A 17,321-nucleotide genomic window follows, 5' to 3' on the forward strand; every position below is an offset into this window, starting at 1 on the left:
AATAACAGCTTATCGCTTAGGAAATTATCTTTTTATGATCCATTTTTCACATTATGCAGCCGCGTTTAATATCTTAGGTACTTGCTATTTATTTTCACCGAATGACGATGCGAGTCACTATGCGATAAGTTTTTTCAAGTTAGATGACTTTGCATCCCAGTGGCCTTGCAAAATCAGTACTCAGATTAGCGAGCGTATTTCAGCATCGCTAAAAATAGAAATGGCGACACTGCATACTCAGTGGATGGATTTGTTTATTGGACCAGAAGCATTACCAGCCCCACCGTGGGGCTCGGTATATCTTGACCCTGAAGGTCTACTGCAAGGCTCCTCTACCGTGGCATTAAGTGAGTTTTTAAAACGGGAGCGTTTAAAAATTCAGACACATTATCCAGAGCCGTCAGATCATGTTGGTTTAATGTTATTTCAAGCAGCCGTTTTAGCTTCACAAGTCAGAGAGAGCGCACTAAAAGAGTTGTTGAATGATCATCTGGGTAATTGGTTACCGCAGTTTTCTCAGCAATTAAATCGAACAACGCAGAGCCCGTTTTATAATGCGTTAACCGAATTAGCATTGGTGACTGTTAGGTCATGTACATAGTGCTTTATTCAATATTTTTGGTCAGATAATAATTAATTAAACGTAATATTTGAACGAATAAAAAGTTAACGAAAATTAATCAAATAAAAATTGATTTAGTTATAAGAAATGCAAATTTAAATGATTATCACTTTATATTATTAAGCCATAATACATTTTTAAGCCATACGACTTAATGCGGTATATGAAAACTTAAAGGGGTATAAAGTGGTCAATCTATTTAATCGGCTGTTGTCCCATGAAGATGCAGGAAAGTTGCTGTTACGCCTTGCTGTTGGTGGGTTAATGTTATTTCATGGAATGAGTAAGTTATTGACAGGAGCCAGTGGTATTAAGGCATTACTGGCTTCTTATGGTTTACCTGAATTTATTGCATACGGCACTATTTTAGGTGAAGTGGTCGCGCCTATATTCATTATTTTAGGTATTTTAACTCGTCCATCTGCATTATTAGTGGCATTCACGATGGTGGTTGCATGGTTGATGATCGGGTTAGATAAAACGTTTGTACTCGATAAAACGGGGGCATGGGCTATCGAAAGTATTGTCTATTTTTTCCTCAGTTCTATTGCGCTGGCATTGATGGGAGCAGGGAAATTATCAATTATCAAAAACCCGTGCTGGCGATAAGTGAGTTTTTTTTAAGTGTTTGACATTGCCTTTGAAAAAAGACCATCAAAAAATTTTCTGATGGTCTTCTTTTTTGAATGTAGATGGTTAATTATTTTTTAGCACAATTGTACGGAAAAAGTTATCTAATAATCGGCTGTCACGACAAGCAGGCTCAGGAAATTGCATTCGTTCTACGTTAGCAATAGTCTCTAACACAAGTTGGTCTATCGCAGGTCGCCTTGAACCATAATGACTTTCGTCTGCTTGGCTTTTTATCGTTAACAACTCCTCAATTTCTAACCGTACGCATTTATTTGTAACCGTTGTATCAACAAGCTCTGAAAATGCCATTGGAGGCATACCTTTACTCTTCTCTATCCAATGTAATGCTAATATAGCCCGTAAAAGGTAAAAATATTTTTTCAGCTTAACTTGCTTGTTTTTAAAATCAGTATGTAAATTACGCTTACTTATTGATAAGTAATGATAACGTGATTTTAACGGTGAATAAAATTGTGCGGCAAGTCGCTCTAGTTGAGTAAAAAATGCCTCATCTTTAAAATAAACAATCGGTGAATGCAACCACTCGATTAATGCAGGGTTTGAGTTACGCATTAATTTCAATGCTTTAGATAACTCCCAACCTGAGATATCCAGCTCATCATCAATCGGTTTTTCTATCACATCGCGTTTTTTATCCAGTGTTAGGTACCAATCAAGTTTGTGAACATAGATAAATCGAACGTCATAGTCGCTATCGCGGGAGGCAAAGCCCCAGCCGCGACTTCCTGATTCACAAGCAAACAGTATTTTAACGTGATGACTTTCTTCGATTTCTTTGAGCTTATTGCCTATCCGTTCCCTCATTAGCACGGATACACTTTCATGGGCAGTTTCCATGCTTCCTCCTGTTATTTTTTGATATTTACCCCTTCACGCACACCACTTGGCGTAGGGTATGAACAATTTCTACCAGTGATGATTGCGCAGCCATAACCGCATCAATGTCTTTATACGCCATTGGAATTTCATCAATCACATCACTGTCTTTTCGGCATTCAACATGGGCAGTCGCCATTTTTTGGTCGCTTACGGAGAAACGTTTTTTGGCCTCTGTTCGGCTCATTACACGTCCGGCTCCGTGGCTACAGGAACAAAAACTTTCTTCGTCACCTAACCCGCGTACGATAAAACTTTTCGCCCCCATTGACCCTGGAATGATCCCCATTTGGCCTTTTCGTGCTGATACCGCGCCTTTTCGGGTTACCAAGACTTCTTCACCAAAGTGCTGCTCTTTTTGCACATAGTTATGGTGGCAATTTACGGCTTCTTGCTCTGTGATAAACGGTTTTGGAATTTCACGCGATAGCGCTTCCAGAACGCGGTGCATCATCACTTCACGGTTATGACGGGCAAAGTCTTGCGCCCAACCTACCGCTTCCATATAGTCATTAAAATGCACGCTTCCTTCTTCGAAATACGCAAGGTCTCTATCCGGCAAATTAGCGATATGCTGTTGCATATCTTTTTGTGCCAATGTGATAAATAAGTTACCAATCGCATTTCCCACTCCACGCGACCCACTATGCAACATCACCCACACGCGGTCTTGTTCATCCAAACACAGTTCAATAAAGTGGTTTCCGGTTCCCAATGTCCCTAAGTGGTTGTAATGATTAGTTCCACGCAGTTTTGGGTATTTATCACAAATACGTTTGAAATCTTCATCTAAGTGCGCCCAATGGGTATCAACAATATCAGGAGTACGATGCCAAGCCCCTTTATCACGTCCATGTCGATGTGTGGTTCGCCCATGTGGTACCGCAGCCTCAATAGCAAAACGGATGTTTTGCAAGTTATCTGGCAAATCAGATGCTGTTAAGGATGTTTTTACAGCAATCATCCCACAACCAATATCCACACCAACTGCTGCAGGAATAATGGCGCCTTTGGTTGGGATCACGCTCCCAATGGTTGAACCTTTCCCAACGTGCACGTCAGGCATTACCGCAAGGTGCTTAAAAATAAACGGCATTTTTGCGGTGTTTTGTAACTGTGTTACCGCTTTAGGGTCAACGGGTACACCGTTAGTCCACATTTTTACAGGTACGCCATTTTCTTGAATTAATTGATTAAAGTTATTGTTATTCATTGTTATTCCTTAATTTTTACCAATCCGTTTAATACTTGATCTAATCCACCGTAAACGGAAATTTGGTCGATTCGATGTGCAATACTTTCTAAGGTTTCAAGCTCTTTTAAACGCAGTGCGACAGGGTTGTTTTCCATCACTTTCGCGGTATTTAACAGTGAGCGAGTCGCGGCGGTTTCTTCGCGGCGGCGGATCACGTTTGCTTGTGCCGATTTTTCTGCTTCTACCACTTGAGATAAAATTGTGCGCATATCTCCCGGTAAAATGATGTCTTTTACACCGATACTGTCTATTTCTAAGCCAAACTCAGCCACGCATTGCACTACTTGAGCTAACATCAGCTCATCGATTAATTGTTTGTTTTCTAAGAGCTCATCTAAGGTTCGGGTACCGACGATTTCTCTTAGCGAAAACTGTAACTCACGGTATAAATGTTCTACAGGCTGACTCAGTTTTGAGAATGCCAACAAAATATCGTGATAACGCCAGTTAGCACACAGGTTGATCCGCAGTGTGACTTTGTCTTTAGTTAAAATCTCTTGCCCGCTGACTTCTAATGATTGTAAACGGGTATCAATCACCTCAATTTCCGGTGTACGTTCGATACGCCAGTAGCCATAAGTACCCGGTTCAAGTAAGTTTTCGATTTCACCGTCAATTTTCAGCACGCCCATATGCCAAGCAGGTACTTGAGCCACTAAGCATAACTCATTGCCTTTAATACGCTTTTTGCCATTTAAACGTTGTATCAAGATTTCTGATAACTCGATTTCACCGATTTTCTGTTTCTCGACCTTCAAATTATCACCGACTTTCCAGTACAAACGTCGAGTCGCAGGGGATAAAATTTCAACCAAATTATGGTGTGAATATAAAAAGCCAACTTCATCATCTGATAAATCAATATCGACCCCATGAGATGCTATCCAATCTGGGTGATATTGGCGAATTTGCTCCGCCAATGTGTAATCAATTGGTTTATCAATAGATTGTGAGCAAACATCGATGACCTGTATTTCTGGTTTCTGCTTTACATTCCAATACCCATAAGTTCCAGTTTCTAATAAACTGTTTATTTCCCCATCGACTTTAAATAAGCCAAGTTTCCCTGCGGAAATTTGTGTGATCAGGCACAGTTCACGGCCTTTAATGTCTTTCTTGTGGACTAACGCAGTGGTTAATTCATTGGACATTTTAAAGTCAGCGATACTTTGTTTTTCTACTCGTAATGTATTGGCATTTTTCCAATATAAACGGCGCGTTTGTGGCGCGATGATCTCAATTAAATGATTATGTAAGTATAAAAATGCCACTTCATCATCGGATAAATTAATATCAATGCAATAGTCGGCAACCCACTGCTGATGATATTGGCGTAAATGTTCTGCCAGTTTATTTTCAATCGGCTCTTCATTTAATGGATACATAGTGACGGTTAATTTGTTGAACCAATCATTTACCTTGTGCTCACCAGCCATTAATAGGTGCTGAAAATCGCCATTTTTTTCGGTTAATGCGATAAGTCCTTGAGCTACAATTATTTTTTTCATTATTTTTTCCTTTTTCAATATTTATCCGGCACTGAAGAAAAAAGCGAAGTGGTGAGGGGAAAAATAGAGCGCCGAGTGTGGCTGTCTAAATTTCTGCTCATCACTCGGCGTAGTTCTCGAGTGGCGGCTTTAAGCTTAACTTCAGCTTATGTTTACGTTTTGGAGACGTTAATTTCAGGAGTCGAACCTGATAGCTTTGCTATTACCAAAAGGTATCTTACCGACGGCGGTATACAGATCATGTAGTGACTAAGCCACCATGTCTGCACCGGTTGAACGTGAAGTTCAGACAATTTCCGGCAGTAGATGAATATCTAATTGCCAGAAGCGTGCCAACTTTTTTAAAAATGAAATAAAAATATTTATCCAATTGAAATATAAATAAAAAATAATTTTAAGATAAAAGCGGTTAATATTGATGTGATAAATGGATTATGCTATTTATTATCTTTTTATATCGTAAATTATAAATTTATATAAACATCATGATTGAAAAACGTAAGGTTGTAATTGGCGTGCTGGGGACTGTTCTCGATAGGCGAGGCAAAAAAGCCAATCGTTGGAATAAGTGGCGACCTACGGTAGGGCTTTGTCAGCAGCCTGATTTGAATATTGATCGCTTTGATTTAATTCATCAGGTAAATGATTACCAAATGGCTCATCGAGTTAAAGAAGACATCGAGCAAGCCTCCCCTCAAACAGAGGTTATCTTACATGAGGTTGATATTGCCGATCCGTGGGATTTTGAAGAAGTCTATACGTCATTGCTCGATTTTTCAGGGAGTTATCCATTCGACACGGATAATGAAGAATACCTTGTACACATCACCACAGGGACTCACGTGGTGCAAATTTGCTGGTTTTTATTAACCGAAGCCCATTACTTGCCTGCAAAATTGATCCAGACTTCTCCAAGCGAAAAGGGAAGAGAGAAAGATCCTGTTGGTATTCATGCGGTGATTGACTTAGATTTAAGCCGCTATGCACACATTACTAGCCGTTTTCAGAAAGAACAGCAACAACAGGTTTCATTTTTAAAATCAGGAATTGCGACTCGTAATGCCTTGTTTAACTCAATGATAGAGCAAATTGAGCGTGTAGCATTGCGTTCTAAAGCGCCGATTCTGCTCAATGGTCCGACAGGCGCAGGTAAATCTTTTCTTGCTCGCCGTATTTATCAATTACGGGAAAGCCGCCACCAAGTCAAAGGGCGCTTTGTTGAGGTCAACTGTGCCACTTTGCGTGGTGATAACGCAATGTCGACACTGTTTGGTCATGTAAAAGGGGCCTTCACAGGGGCAATTAATCCAAGGCGTGGACTCTTGAAAGAAGCGGATGGTGGCATTTTATTTCTTGATGAAATCGCGGAGCTTGGGCTAGATGAACAAGCGATGTTATTAAAGGCCATTGAAGAAAAAAGCTTTTTTCCTTATGGTTCAGATGAAGAAATTTACAGTGATTTTCAACTAATTGCAGGGACTCACCGCAATTTGGCGCAGCAAGTGGAAGAGGGAAAATTTCGTGAAGACTTGTTTGCCCGTATCAATATGTGGACGTTTGCCTTACCGGGCTTGCGTGACCGCCGTGAAGATATCGAACCCAATATTGATTATGAGCTGGTGAAGTTTAGCCAAGACCAGCAAACGCAGGTCCGTTTTGATAGTGAAGCCCGTAACCTGTACGTGAAATTTGCGTGCTCGGAACAGGCACTTTGGCGCGGTAACTTTCGTGAATTGGGCGCGTCAATTAGCCGAATGGCGACGTTTGCTGAACGTGGGCGTATTAACAAAATGGTGGTAGAAGAAGAAATCAGCCGTTTGCAATCCCAATGGCAGGTGAAGTCTAGTAATACATTACCTAAACATATTGGTGAAATTGATTTATTTGATAGACAACAGTTAGAGACGGTACTTGATGTGTGCCGTCGTTCTTCATCATTATCAGAAGCGGGACGAACACTATTTTCAGTTTCAAGGCAGCAAAAAAAACAACCGAATGATGCAGATAGGCTGAGAAAGTATCTGGCGAAATTTGGTTTAGACTGGGAGACTATCAAATAATTGTCAGACAATGAGCAATAGAGAGTAAGAAAAAGGAGTAAAGACATGGAATTAACTTTTCTGGGTACCAGTGCAGGCGTGCCAACAAAAGAAAGAAATGTCACCAGTATGATATTAAATTTAGTCGGTGTTCGTAAAAGCTACTGGTTATTTGATTGTGGCGAAGGGACACAGCACCGTATTCTAAACAGCCCATTTAAAACCCCAAAAATTGAGAAAATTTTTATTACCCATTTACATGGGGATCATATTTTTGGTTTACCCGGTTTATTATGTAGTCGCTCAATGGGTGGGACAACAGAACCATTGATTGTTTATGGGCCAAAAGGGTTAAAACATTACATTGAAACAGTCTTAACCGTGAGCGTGTCTTATATGACATACCCATTGGAGATTGTTGAAATTGAAGCTGGTCAGTTATTTGATGATGGGGAGCTGATTGTGACGGCTTATGCCCTTGACCACCGTGTTGAGTGTTATGGCTATCGTATTGAAGAACATCCGAAAAGTGGTGCATTAGATGCAGTTAAATTAGCCAATGACCATATTCCTCGCGGCCCTTGGATGAAGGCACTTAAGGCAGGGGAAACGATTGTTCTTGATGATGGTCGTTCAGTCAATGGGGCTGATTATCTTGGTGAGCCAATCCCCGGAAAGGTTATTGCTATTTTTGGGGATACTCAACCGACGGAACAAGCATTGGCATTAGCGAGAAATGCGGATGTCATGATCCATGAAACGACCTTAGAAGCGGAATTCGCGGAAAAAGCCAATGAAAGAGGACATTCGACAACGGTACAAGCGGCTGAATTAGCGCGTGAAGCAGGGGTAAAGCGTTTTATTGCGACACACTTGAGTGGCCGCTATACAAGTGAGGATATTCCAAAGTTATTGGCAGAGTGCCAATCTGTGTTTCCTGCAACCGAAATTGCAGAAGATTATTTAACGGTGAAAATTTAATGTAAGCGGGCAAGATGTTGTCCGCTTAATCGATTGATAATTTTAATAAATTACTTTCACAAAACCATTGCGACAATATGTTTCATACTCATCAGAAAGCTGCCTATTTGTGACTATCACATCAAATTGTGACAATTCGCCCATATTGGCCGTAGCGACTTCATCAAATAGGTTATAAGGGGCGAGTAAAATCTTACGAATAGATTTTTCCATCGCTTTTTTCTTCATGAGTAAATCATCAAGATTATAGCAAGTTACGCCAAAGCTGCTGTGTACTCCCGCCGCCGAAATAAAAGCTTTTTTCGGATTGATTGAATCGAGTAATGAAGGGAACGAGGGGTTATAAAAAGAATCACTTTTAGGGTGATATTCCCCACCACATAATAGCGCCGTAGCATTTTTCTTTTGGCTAAGGGCGAGAAAAACGTTATGTGAATAGCAAATACCGGTGAAATTGATCTCATCAGGAATGAGGGATATCAACGTCGCCATTTCAATACCATTATCAAAAAAGATCACGTCATCCTCAGTGACCATACTTGCTGCAAGGTTAGGAATATATAATTCTTCGGTTTGATCGGGGGTGAAAATGTCGGCTTGAGGCTCTTGGGGAATGAAATTAGCAGGTTGAGTAACAGAAACAATATAACCACCAAGGAGTGACATGGGGATCGGCCCTTCAGTGTCTGCACTAAGGTCTCGACGAATGGTCATCTCTGAAACTTCGAGTATTCTGGCGGCTTCTTTAAGATGAATGCGTCCCGAACGTTTTAAACATTCACTTAAGCGGCGAAGGCGTTCTTTTTGCTTAGTTTCTATCACCCTACAATCCTTTTTTAATACACAAAATTGGCGCGGTTGACCCGCGCCCCATCACTTAATAGTCACTTGGTTTGGTATGATTGCCTGTGACAATGGCAACGCTAGCACTTGCACCAACACGATTTGCGCCAGCTTCAATCATCTTAATCGCTGTTTCGCGGTCACGTACACCACCGGATGCTTTCACGCCGACTTCACTGCCAACCACTTTACGCATCAGTGCTACATGGTGCTCGGTTGCGCCCATTGTACTGAAACCTGTTGAAGTTTTCACAAAACCGACTTTAATTGTGCGGCAAATTTCACAAACCTGAGTAATTTCTTCGTCAGTTAACAGGCAATTTTCTAAAATAACCTTTAGTGTTGCTTTACCGCAAGCGGTGAAAACGGCTTCAATATCTTTTCGTACAAACTCAAGGTCGCCACTTTTTAGCATCCCGATGTTGATAACCATATCCACTTCATCGGCTCCACGGCGAACAGCTTCAGCGGCTTCAAATGCTTTCGCTTCTGTTAAGCAAGCCCCTAATGGAAAGCCTACCACACAGCAAACCTTAACGTCGCTGTTTTTTAAAAGCTCACTGGCTAAAGGGACGTAACCCGTGTTCACGCACACGGATGCAAAATGGTGCTCTGCCGCTTCGGCACACAATGTTTTAATATCGCTAACAGTGGCATTAGCTGCGAGTAAAGTGTGATCAATATATTTTGCTAAGTCTTGCATTTTCAACTTTCCTATATAAATGTGGAATAGACAACAAAGAATGAGGAAATGTGGTAGATATAACACTTGAACATTCGTTATTCGAGATCCTAATCACAAATGATATTTTTGCAACATGATAATGTTATTATCATATCATTATGTGATTTATTTAACACGAGGGACATTATGGATATAGCAGTTATTGGTTCAAACATGGTTGATTTGATCACTTACATCGATCAAATGCCAAAAGAAGGCGAGACGTTAGAAGCGCCAGCTTTCAAAATTGGTTGCGGCGGTAAAGGAGCAAACCAAGCAGTTGCTGCTGCTAAGTTGAACTCAAAAGTGATCATGTTAACGAAAGTCGGTGATGATATTTTCGCAGATAATACTATTCGTAACCTTGAGTCTTATGGCATTAACACCCGTTATGTTGAAAAAGTGCCTTGTACTTCAAGCGGTGTAGCCCCTATTTTTGTTAATCAAAACTCATCAAACAGTATTTTGATTGTCAAAGGTGCGAATAAGTTTTTATCCCCAGAAGATATCGATCGCGCGGCAGAAGATCTGAAAAAATGTAAATTGATCGTCCTGCAATTAGAAGTACAGCTTGAGACGGTTTATCACGCGATTTCATTCGGTAATAAAAATGGGATACCAGTGTTGCTTAATCCTGCACCCGCGCAGCGTACGCTTGATCTGGATTTTGCTTGCCGTTGTGACTTCTTTGTTCCTAATGAAACGGAATTAGAGATTTTAACTAATATGCCAGTAGATACGATGGACAATATTCGCTGTGCTGCACAGTCGTTGCTGGATAAAGGATTAAAAAATGTCATCGTAACATTAGGAGATAAAGGGGCATTATGGATGACTCGTGATAGCGAGCTATTGATACCTGCAATCAAAGTGAATGCCATTGACACCAGTGGTGCGGGAGATGCCTTTATCGGCTGCTTCTCTCATTACTATGTGCATACAGGGAATATTGAAGAAGCGCTGAAAAAAGCGGTTATGTTTTCGGCTTTCAGTGTGACAGGAAAAGGCACTCAATCTTCTTATCCAAGCGTTGAGCAATTTAACGAATTTGTACAAATCAACACAGCTAATGAGTAGCTAAATAATAATAGTCCAACGTAGCTATATACCCTTTGATGTATAAATCAGCCCTTAGAGCTGAATAAAATCTCACAGGGTATAAATTATAAAAATATAAGGCTTACTATGAACATTAAGAACATCACTCAGTTACCGGATGGCTACCTGAGTAAGACTCCTCTATTCCAATTTATCCTACTATCGTGCCTATTCCCCCTGTGGGGATGTGCCGCAGCATTGAATGATATTTTAATCACACAGTTTAAAAGTGTTTTTGAACTCAGTAACTTCGCCTCTGCTTTAGTACAAAGCGCATTCTATGGTGGGTACTTTTTGATTGCGATCCCAGCCTCTTTGGTTATCAAAAAAACCAGCTATAAATATGCGATCATGGTTGGGTTGATCCTGTATATCGCCGGTTGCAGTATGTTCTTCCCTGCTTCTCATATGGCGACTTACACCATGTTTTTAGCCGCTATTTTTGCGATTGCAATTGGTTTAAGTTTCCTTGAAACTGCGGCGAATACTTATAGTTCAATGATTGGCCCTAAACAATACGCCACACTGCGCTTAAATATTAGCCAAACTTTCTACCCAATTGGTGCCGCGGGTGGGATTCTGCTGGGCAAATACCTCGTCTTTTCTGAAGGGGATAGCTTACAAAATCAAATGGCAGGAATGAACGCTGATCAAATCCATGAATTCCGTTTAGCCATGTTAGAAAACACGCTGGAACCGTACCGCTATATGATTATGGTATTGGTGGTTGTGATGATCCTATTCCTGATTACTAAGTTTCCTAAATGTAAGGTCGCGGAAACGCAAGATCATAAACGTCCATCAGCATTGGATACACTCAAATATTTAGCGAAAAATAGCCGCTTTAGAAAAGGGATCATTGCCCAATTCTTATATGTTGGAATGCAAGTCGCAGTATGGTCATTTACTATCCGTTTAGCACTAGAGATGGGGGATATTAACGAACGCGATGCATCGAATTTTATGGTGTATAGCTTTGCCTGCTTCTTTATTGGAAAGTTTATCGCCAATATTTTAATGACTCGTTTTAACGCAGAAAAAGTATTGATTATTTACTCGATTATTGGTGCATTATTTTTGATTTATGTTGCATTTATTCCGAGTTTTACGGCTGTCTATGCAGCGGTGATGGTCAGTATTCTGTTTGGGCCTTGCTGGGCAACCATTTATGCAGGCACTTTGGACACGGTTGATAATGAACACACTGAAATGGCGGGAGCCGTCATCGTGATGGCGATTGTCGGTGCGGCTGTTGTCCCTGCTGTCCAAGGTTACGTTGCAGATATGCTGCATTCATTACAGCTTTCATTCCTCGTTTCCATGCTGTGCTTTGTGTATGTCGGTATTTACTTTGTGGGGGAACGCCGCTTTAAAGCGAAACAATCCGCAAAATAGTGCTCAAATTGGGTAGTGTGAACTACCCAATCCCATTTACCTTATTAAACCGTGAGTATGAAAATGAATACATTAATACCTCTTCACAAAAGCTTATTTACGGAAAAGCCAACGCTTATTTTAAAAAATGACCATTTTACCGCCACCACATTTCGTTATCATACTGGGGTGGAAGGGCTCAGAATTGAAAATCAGCAAGGTTACTTAACGATTCTGCCTTTTTTAGGGCAGATGATTTGGGATGCGGAATTTTGTGGCCAAAATCTGAAAATGGAAAATATGTTTTCAGCGCCAAAACTGGTTCCAACTGTCGTTGAAACTTATGGTTGTTTTGCATTCCATTCAGGTTTAATCAGTAACGGTTGCCCATCGCCAGAAGATTCTCACCCATTACATGGAGAAATGCCTTGCGCATCAATGGATAGTGCATGGCTTGAGTTGGCTGACCAAAGTCTAAAAGTGGTCGGGGAATATGAGTATGTGATGGGTTTTGGTCATCATTACCGAGCAACACCCTCGGTGCAATTAACCTCCGGTAGCGCATTATTTGATATTCATATGTCTGTCAAGAACTTAGCCTCTGTCCCCATGCCTCTGCAATATATGTGTCATATGAATTATGCCTATGTGGATAATGCAACACTGACTCAAAATATCCCAGAACAGGCAATTAAGTTGCGTGAGTCGATACCGAGGCATGTACAGCCAACGGAGAAATGGCTTGAGTTTAATGAGGCTTTAAAATCAGGAAAAGTCACGCTAAGTCAGCTTAATCAGCCAAATATGTGCGATCCTGAAATTGTGTTTTTTATGGATAATCTTAGTCAATATACGGCCGAGCCTGAATTTAGAATGACTTCACCAACAGGAAACGTGTTTGTCACGCGTTTTAAATCGAGTGAGCTAAATTACGCGACTCGTTGGATTTTATACAATGGTGACCAAAAGGTTGGTGCATTTGTTTTACCCGCCACTTGTCGGCCAGAAGGTTTTTTAGCGGCGAAGAAGAGTCAAACCCTGATTTGGTTAGAGGCAGGGCAGACACGAGAGTTTGCTGTCACAACGGGTATTGAACGGTAGTTTTTCGTGACAAAAGGCAGCAAGTTGCTGCCTGAGGTTGTTGACAAAGCGGGATAAAAGCGTAGTTTTTCCCGCTTTGTGTTATCAGCCGAAAATCAATGAATTGATTTTCCTAGTTGATTTTCAAAACCTATATGACTTGCTGCCAAACATAATAGGTTTGTCAGCAGTCTGAGGCAGCAAGTTGCTGCTTTTTATTCATATTGTTGGCACTCTGCTTTTAAATCCGCAAGCAATGCCGCCGCATTATAAACAGGTGTTTTTCTTCCATCTGGCTGCATCATCAACGCAACGCTAATATTCGCTTCATGCATATCAGGTAAAATTTCTGTCATTAAGTGTTCAAGACTAAACTGCATTGGTGTAAAGTTCGCCCATTCATCGGTTAAACATAGCTCAACATAGGCTTTGGCAGCCCATAGAGGTAGGGAGAGGTGCTTTTCATCATCCCATGAGGTGGCTAAATTTTGCCCATCACCGACACTCCAAACTTGCTCCCAGTCAGCAATTTTACTAATAAAATAGGTATATTTTTGTGAAGACGCGAGCGCCAAAACATGTTGAATTTCTTTTTCATTAGGTAAAAACATAGAGAAGCTCATTATTGGATAGTCTAAAAAGTAATTGATAATTATTGGGAAAATATTATTTATAATTGTTATCTTAATAATACGATAATGTAAAACAACGTACAGTAAAATGATTAAAAATATATCTATCAGATGAATTTTAGGGCGGTTAGACATGATAGAAGCATTACTTGAAAAATATGCCATAGGAATGACGTTGATAGCGGCCTGTCTCGCTATTTATTTGGTTTTTGAAATTCTTCATAAAAGACGTAAACACAAACACAAAAGCATTCTTGTTCATTTTATTCAAACCCTTGTGCTTTGTGGTGTCATTATTGTTATTGCACAATATGTCGACATGGCAGCAAGTGACTTTGATTTGACGTTTATTTCTACATCGTTAGTGAGTTTTGTTACGGTAGTATTGATAGCATTGCTCTTAATGCGAAAACTTTTTCAATTAGCTAACCGCTTGGAAAAAACGCAGATAAAAAAAGGGAGTGACCCTACCTCCGCCCGTATTGTGGCTCGCGTGTTTAAAACCGCGATGATTGTCGTCATGGTGCTACTATTTGGTGAGCACTTTGGCATGAGTCTATCAGGGCTGATGGCATTTGGCGGTATTGGTGGTATCGCTATCGGTATGGCCGGTAAAGATATCTTAAGTAACTTTTTCTCTGGGTTGATGCTCTACTTTGACAGGCCATTTAACATTGGTGATTGGGTCAGTTCGCCAGATAGAAATATTGAAGGAACCGTTGTTGAAATTGGTTGGCGAATTACCAAGATTATTACTTTTGACCACCGTCCTTTATATATTCCAAACTCCGTTTTCTCTTCCATCAGTGTGGAAAACCCAGGGCGTATGACGAATCGACGTATTAAAACGGAAATTGGTCTACGCTATGAAGATGCCGACAAAATCGGTGTGATTGTCGATGATATCCGTACTATGTTACAACAAGATGAAAATATTGATACAGGGCAAACGTTGCTGGTGTATTTTGATGCCTTCGCGGATTCATCGTTGAATATTATGGTGTATTGTTTCACCAAAACGACGGTATGGGCAGAGTGGTTGGCTGCTCAGCAAAAGGTCTATTTGAAGATTATTGATATCGTCAAACACCATGATGCTGACTTTGCATACCCATCTCAAACATTGTATGTGGAAAAAAACAACTAACGTCCCGTACAGAAGATATTGACCGACTAATTGATGGCCAAAAAATCATTAATTAGTTGGTTTATCTGTTTTCAACTATATTTTTGAAATAAAATCTCAGTAAACTAAATGTTAATGGTTGGGTTTTTTATGCTATTAACCAATAACTTATGAAAAATAATTAACTTTTCGGATTATCTATTTTTTTGTATCTGCGTGAGTCATTCCAATTCCCCTACCTATCAAGTATATTGACCGCCTCTTTTTCCTCAGCTAACTAAGATCCAGACTGCTATGAACAAAATCAAAGTGGCATGTAGCCAGGGGGTCGTAATCTATTTTACGAGTGAATTTCAGTGGGTAGATATTCGCGATGCACAGTTAAACAATATTGCTGCGGTGGTGCTATCTGAACAAGATGCCAATCAAGGGCTGTGGAAAAGGGTTGTTGAGAGTAAGCTCAGTATTCCGCTGTTTATCATCAGTGATAAACAGCTGCCATCAGAAGAAAATATTCCGCCCTATTTGACGGCATTATTGCCGCCAGCACCTTCTTTGCGCGAAGAAAATAGCCGCCAATTACTTGATGCAGCAAATCAATATATTGAGCAGCTATTACCTCCATTTTTTGCTCGAATGATGGATTATGCTGCGGGGCATAATGTCACTTTTGCATGCCCTGGACACCAAGGTGGGCAGTTTTTCCGCCGTCATCCTGCGGGGGAGCAATTCTACCAATTTTATGGTGAAAACCTATTTCGTACAGATTTGTGTAATGCAGATGTCGCGATGGGGGATTTGTTGATCCACGAAGGTGCAGCGAAAGAAGCACAGAAATTTGCAGCGAAAGTGTTTAATGCAGATAAAACCTATTTTGTGCTTAATGGTACATCTTCATCCAACAAAGTGGTGCTAAATGCGTTATTAACACCGGGGGATTTGGTTTTATTTGATCGTAACAATCATAAGTCAAACCATCATGGGGCGCTGATTCAGGCTGGTGCAACCCCTATTTACCTTGAAACTGCGCGTAACCCTTTTGGTTTTATTGGTGGCATTGATGCCCATTGTTTCGAAGACACTTATTTACGTGAACTTATCCGAGAAGTTATGCCGGAAAAAGCGCAAGCGAAACGGCCATTCCGCTTGGCGGTGATTCAGCTTGGAACCTATGATGGTACTATCTATAATGCAAGGCAAGTTGTTGATAAAATAGGTCATTTATGTGACTACATTTTATTTGACTCTGCATGGGTAGGCTACGAACAATTCATTCCAATGATGCGCCAATGCTCTCCATTACTATTGGAACTAAATGAAAACGACCCAGGTATTATGGTGACTCAATCTGTTCACAAGCAACTGGCCGGTTTCTCTCAGGCGTCACAAATCCATAAAAAAGACAACCATATCAAGGGGCAAGAGCGTTTTGTTTCACACAAAAAACTCAATAACGCCTTTATGATACACGCCTCGACAAGTCCCTTTTATCCATTGTTTGCATCTTTAGATGTCAATGCACGTATTCACGAAGGTGATGCAGGTCAAATAATGTGGATGGATTGTGTGAAAGTGGGGATTGATGTAAGAAAGTCCATTTTCCAGCACTGTCGTTATTTTAAACCCTTTGTTCCTGAAAAGGTTGATGGCGTATTGTGGCATGAATACCCAACGGAGCAAATCGCTGCCGAGCAACGCTTTTTTAACTTTATTCCGCAAGAGCGTTGGCATGCTTTTGACGGTTATGCACAGGATCAATATTTTGTAGATCCTTGCAAACTGATGTTAACGACACCGGGTATCGATAGTGAAACTGGTGAATATGAAGCTTTCGGTGTTCCTGCGACAATTTTGGCACATTTTTTACGCGAGCATGGTGTGATCCCAGAGAAATGTGACTTAAATTCGATACTGTTTTTGTTAACACCTGCGGAAACTCAGGAAAAATTAGCGTTATTGGTCTTTCATTTAGTGCGTTTTGAGCAGCTACTTGATGAAAATGCATTATTAGAGGATGTTTTGCCCTCTATTTATCAACGTTATCAAGATCATTATCAAGGCTATACTTTACGCCGTTTATGCCAAGAAATGCATCAGCTTAGTGTGAATGACAACATTAAGCAGCTACAAAAGGAAATGTTTCGCAAAGACCATTTTCCTGAAGTGAAAATGGCACCTCAACAAGCACATTTAGCGTTTATTCGTGGTAATTGTGAATTATTGCCACTAGATGAATTAGAAGGGCGTATTGCTGTTGAAGGGGCCTTACCGTATCCTCCGGGCGTGCTATGTGTTGTTCCCGGCGAAGTATGGTCAGGGCCTGTGCTACGTTATTTCAAAGCGTTAGAAACCGGTATCAATGCATTACCCGGCTTTGCTCCTGAAGTGCAGGGCGTTTATATTTCCAAAAATGAAGGTGAGAAGAAACGTATCTATGCACATGTTTTAAAATAAATTTTTGGATATTCAGATAGTAAGTATAGATTTTACCTTGCTAGCTCGCTAAATT

Annotated in this window: 15 protein-coding genes; 9 read left to right on the forward strand and 6 right to left on the reverse strand. The window is 40.6% G+C overall.

The genetic code is table 11. The features are described from left to right. The first annotated feature begins 34 nt into the window (after positions 1-34). Positions 35-601 carry a molecular chaperone TorD family protein gene (locus tag ACLPIE_RS16850; protein ID WP_430262875.1) on the forward strand — a complete coding sequence of 189 codons (567 nt, stop codon included), beginning with the start codon at positions 35-37 and terminating at the stop codon, positions 599-601. 207 nt (positions 602-808) lie between these two features. After that, positions 809-1,231 (forward strand): DoxX family protein, encoded by a 423-nt coding sequence (locus ACLPIE_RS16855; RefSeq protein ID WP_430262876.1) that lies wholly within the window; start codon positions 809-811, stop codon positions 1,229-1,231. An 87-nt stretch (positions 1,232-1,318) separates the two neighbouring features. Here ACLPIE_RS16855 and ACLPIE_RS16860 read toward each other — a convergent pair whose 3' ends face one another. From ACLPIE_RS16860 to ACLPIE_RS16870, 3 genes are read right to left on the reverse strand one after another with little or no spacing between them, the layout of a single operon-like run. Further along, positions 1,319-2,113, reverse strand: a complete 795-nt coding sequence (locus tag ACLPIE_RS16860; protein ID WP_430262877.1) for a nucleotidyltransferase domain-containing protein — start codon at positions 2,111-2,113, stop codon at positions 1,319-1,321. Between the two features lie 25 nt (positions 2,114-2,138). Next, positions 2,139-3,365, reverse strand: coding sequence for an RtcB family protein (locus ACLPIE_RS16865; protein ID WP_430262878.1), 1,227 nt, complete (start codon positions 3,363-3,365; stop codon positions 2,139-2,141). A 2-nt stretch (positions 3,366-3,367) separates the two neighbouring features. Next, positions 3,368-4,501 carry a slipin family protein gene (locus tag ACLPIE_RS16870; protein ID WP_430262930.1) on the reverse strand — a complete coding sequence of 378 codons (1,134 nt, stop codon included), beginning with the start codon at positions 4,499-4,501 and terminating at the stop codon, positions 3,368-3,370. 899 nt (positions 4,502-5,400) lie between these two features. Here ACLPIE_RS16870 and rtcR point away from each other — a divergent pair. Beyond that, positions 5,401-6,975: an RNA repair transcriptional activator RtcR gene (gene rtcR / locus ACLPIE_RS16875; RefSeq protein ID WP_430262879.1), complete on the forward strand. Its 1,575-nt coding sequence runs from the start codon at positions 5,401-5,403 to the stop codon at positions 6,973-6,975. A 45-nt stretch (positions 6,976-7,020) separates the two neighbouring features. Next, the gene (gene rnz / locus ACLPIE_RS16880; protein ID WP_430262880.1) at positions 7,021-7,935 is read left to right on the forward strand and encodes a ribonuclease Z; all 915 of its coding nucleotides are present in this window, start codon (positions 7,021-7,023) and stop codon (positions 7,933-7,935) included. 42 nt (positions 7,936-7,977) lie between these two features. On the opposite strand, the gene deoR is transcribed toward rnz, so the two are convergent. Together deoR and deoC are read right to left on the reverse strand one after the other, a co-directional pair. After that, complete coding sequence (deoR, locus tag ACLPIE_RS16885) at positions 7,978-8,757, reverse strand: DNA-binding transcriptional repressor DeoR (RefSeq protein ID WP_430262881.1); 780 nt, start codon at positions 8,755-8,757, stop codon at positions 7,978-7,980. A 55-nt stretch (positions 8,758-8,812) separates the two neighbouring features. After that, positions 8,813-9,481, reverse strand: a complete 669-nt coding sequence (gene deoC, locus ACLPIE_RS16890; protein ID WP_430262882.1) for a deoxyribose-phosphate aldolase — start codon at positions 9,479-9,481, stop codon at positions 8,813-8,815. Between the two features lie 168 nt (positions 9,482-9,649). On the opposite strand from deoC, the gene rbsK reads away from it, so the two are divergent. From rbsK to ACLPIE_RS16905, 3 genes are all read left to right on the forward strand, one after another. After that, positions 9,650-10,579, forward strand: coding sequence for a ribokinase (gene rbsK / locus ACLPIE_RS16895; RefSeq protein WP_430262883.1), 930 nt, complete (start codon positions 9,650-9,652; stop codon positions 10,577-10,579). 108 nt (positions 10,580-10,687) lie between these two features. Continuing rightward, the gene (fucP, locus tag ACLPIE_RS16900; protein ID WP_430262884.1) at positions 10,688-11,995 is read left to right on the forward strand and encodes an L-fucose:H+ symporter permease; all 1,308 of its coding nucleotides are present in this window, start codon (positions 10,688-10,690) and stop codon (positions 11,993-11,995) included. A gap of 63 nt (positions 11,996-12,058) precedes the next feature. Further along, entirely contained in the window at positions 12,059-13,075 is a 1,017-nt protein-coding gene (locus ACLPIE_RS16905) for an aldose 1-epimerase family protein (protein ID WP_430262885.1), read from the forward strand. 194 nt (positions 13,076-13,269) lie between these two features. On the opposite strand, the gene ACLPIE_RS16910 is transcribed toward ACLPIE_RS16905, so the two are convergent. After that, entirely contained in the window at positions 13,270-13,665 is a 396-nt protein-coding gene (locus ACLPIE_RS16910; RefSeq protein WP_430262886.1) for a DUF2750 domain-containing protein, read from the reverse strand. 154 nt (positions 13,666-13,819) lie between these two features. Between ACLPIE_RS16910 and ACLPIE_RS16915 the strand changes: the two genes are divergently transcribed. Together ACLPIE_RS16915 and ACLPIE_RS16920 are read left to right on the forward strand one after the other, a co-directional pair. Then, positions 13,820-14,833, forward strand: coding sequence for a mechanosensitive ion channel family protein (locus ACLPIE_RS16915; RefSeq protein ID WP_430262887.1), 1,014 nt, complete (start codon positions 13,820-13,822; stop codon positions 14,831-14,833). 273 nt (positions 14,834-15,106) lie between these two features. Continuing rightward, positions 15,107-17,266, forward strand: a complete 2,160-nt coding sequence (locus ACLPIE_RS16920; RefSeq protein WP_430262888.1) for an ornithine decarboxylase — start codon at positions 15,107-15,109, stop codon at positions 17,264-17,266. Positions 17,267-17,321 lie beyond the last annotated feature (55 nt).

Source organism: Providencia sp. Me31A (assembly GCF_050487165.1).
Classification (GTDB): Bacteria; Pseudomonadota; Gammaproteobacteria; order Enterobacterales; family Enterobacteriaceae; genus Providencia.

Coding starts and splice junctions, on each gene's coding strand:
- ACLPIE_RS16910 (WP_430262886.1), bottom strand. CDS start 13,665: ATGTTTTTACCTAATGAAAAAGAAATTCAACATGTTTTGGCGCTCGCG.
- rbsK (WP_430262883.1), top strand. CDS start 9,650: ATGGATATAGCAGTTATTGGTTCAAACATGGTTGATTTGATCACTTAC.
- ACLPIE_RS16920 (WP_430262888.1), top strand. CDS start 15,107: ATGAACAAAATCAAAGTGGCATGTAGCCAGGGGGTCGTAATCTATTTT.
- ACLPIE_RS16865 (WP_430262878.1), bottom strand. CDS start 3,365: ATGAATAACAATAACTTTAATCAATTAATTCAAGAAAATGGCGTACCT.
- deoC (WP_430262882.1), bottom strand. CDS start 9,481: ATGCAAGACTTAGCAAAATATATTGATCACACTTTACTCGCAGCTAAT.
- ACLPIE_RS16860 (WP_430262877.1), bottom strand. CDS start 2,113: ATGGAAACTGCCCATGAAAGTGTATCCGTGCTAATGAGGGAACGGATA.
- ACLPIE_RS16915 (WP_430262887.1), top strand. CDS start 13,820: ATGATAGAAGCATTACTTGAAAAATATGCCATAGGAATGACGTTGATA.
- ACLPIE_RS16905 (WP_430262885.1), top strand. CDS start 12,059: ATGAATACATTAATACCTCTTCACAAAAGCTTATTTACGGAAAAGCCA.
- rtcR (WP_430262879.1), top strand. CDS start 5,401: ATGATTGAAAAACGTAAGGTTGTAATTGGCGTGCTGGGGACTGTTCTC.
- rnz (WP_430262880.1), top strand. CDS start 7,021: ATGGAATTAACTTTTCTGGGTACCAGTGCAGGCGTGCCAACAAAAGAA.
- ACLPIE_RS16850 (WP_430262875.1), top strand. CDS start 35: ATGATCCATTTTTCACATTATGCAGCCGCGTTTAATATCTTAGGTACT.
- fucP (WP_430262884.1), top strand. CDS start 10,688: ATGAACATTAAGAACATCACTCAGTTACCGGATGGCTACCTGAGTAAG.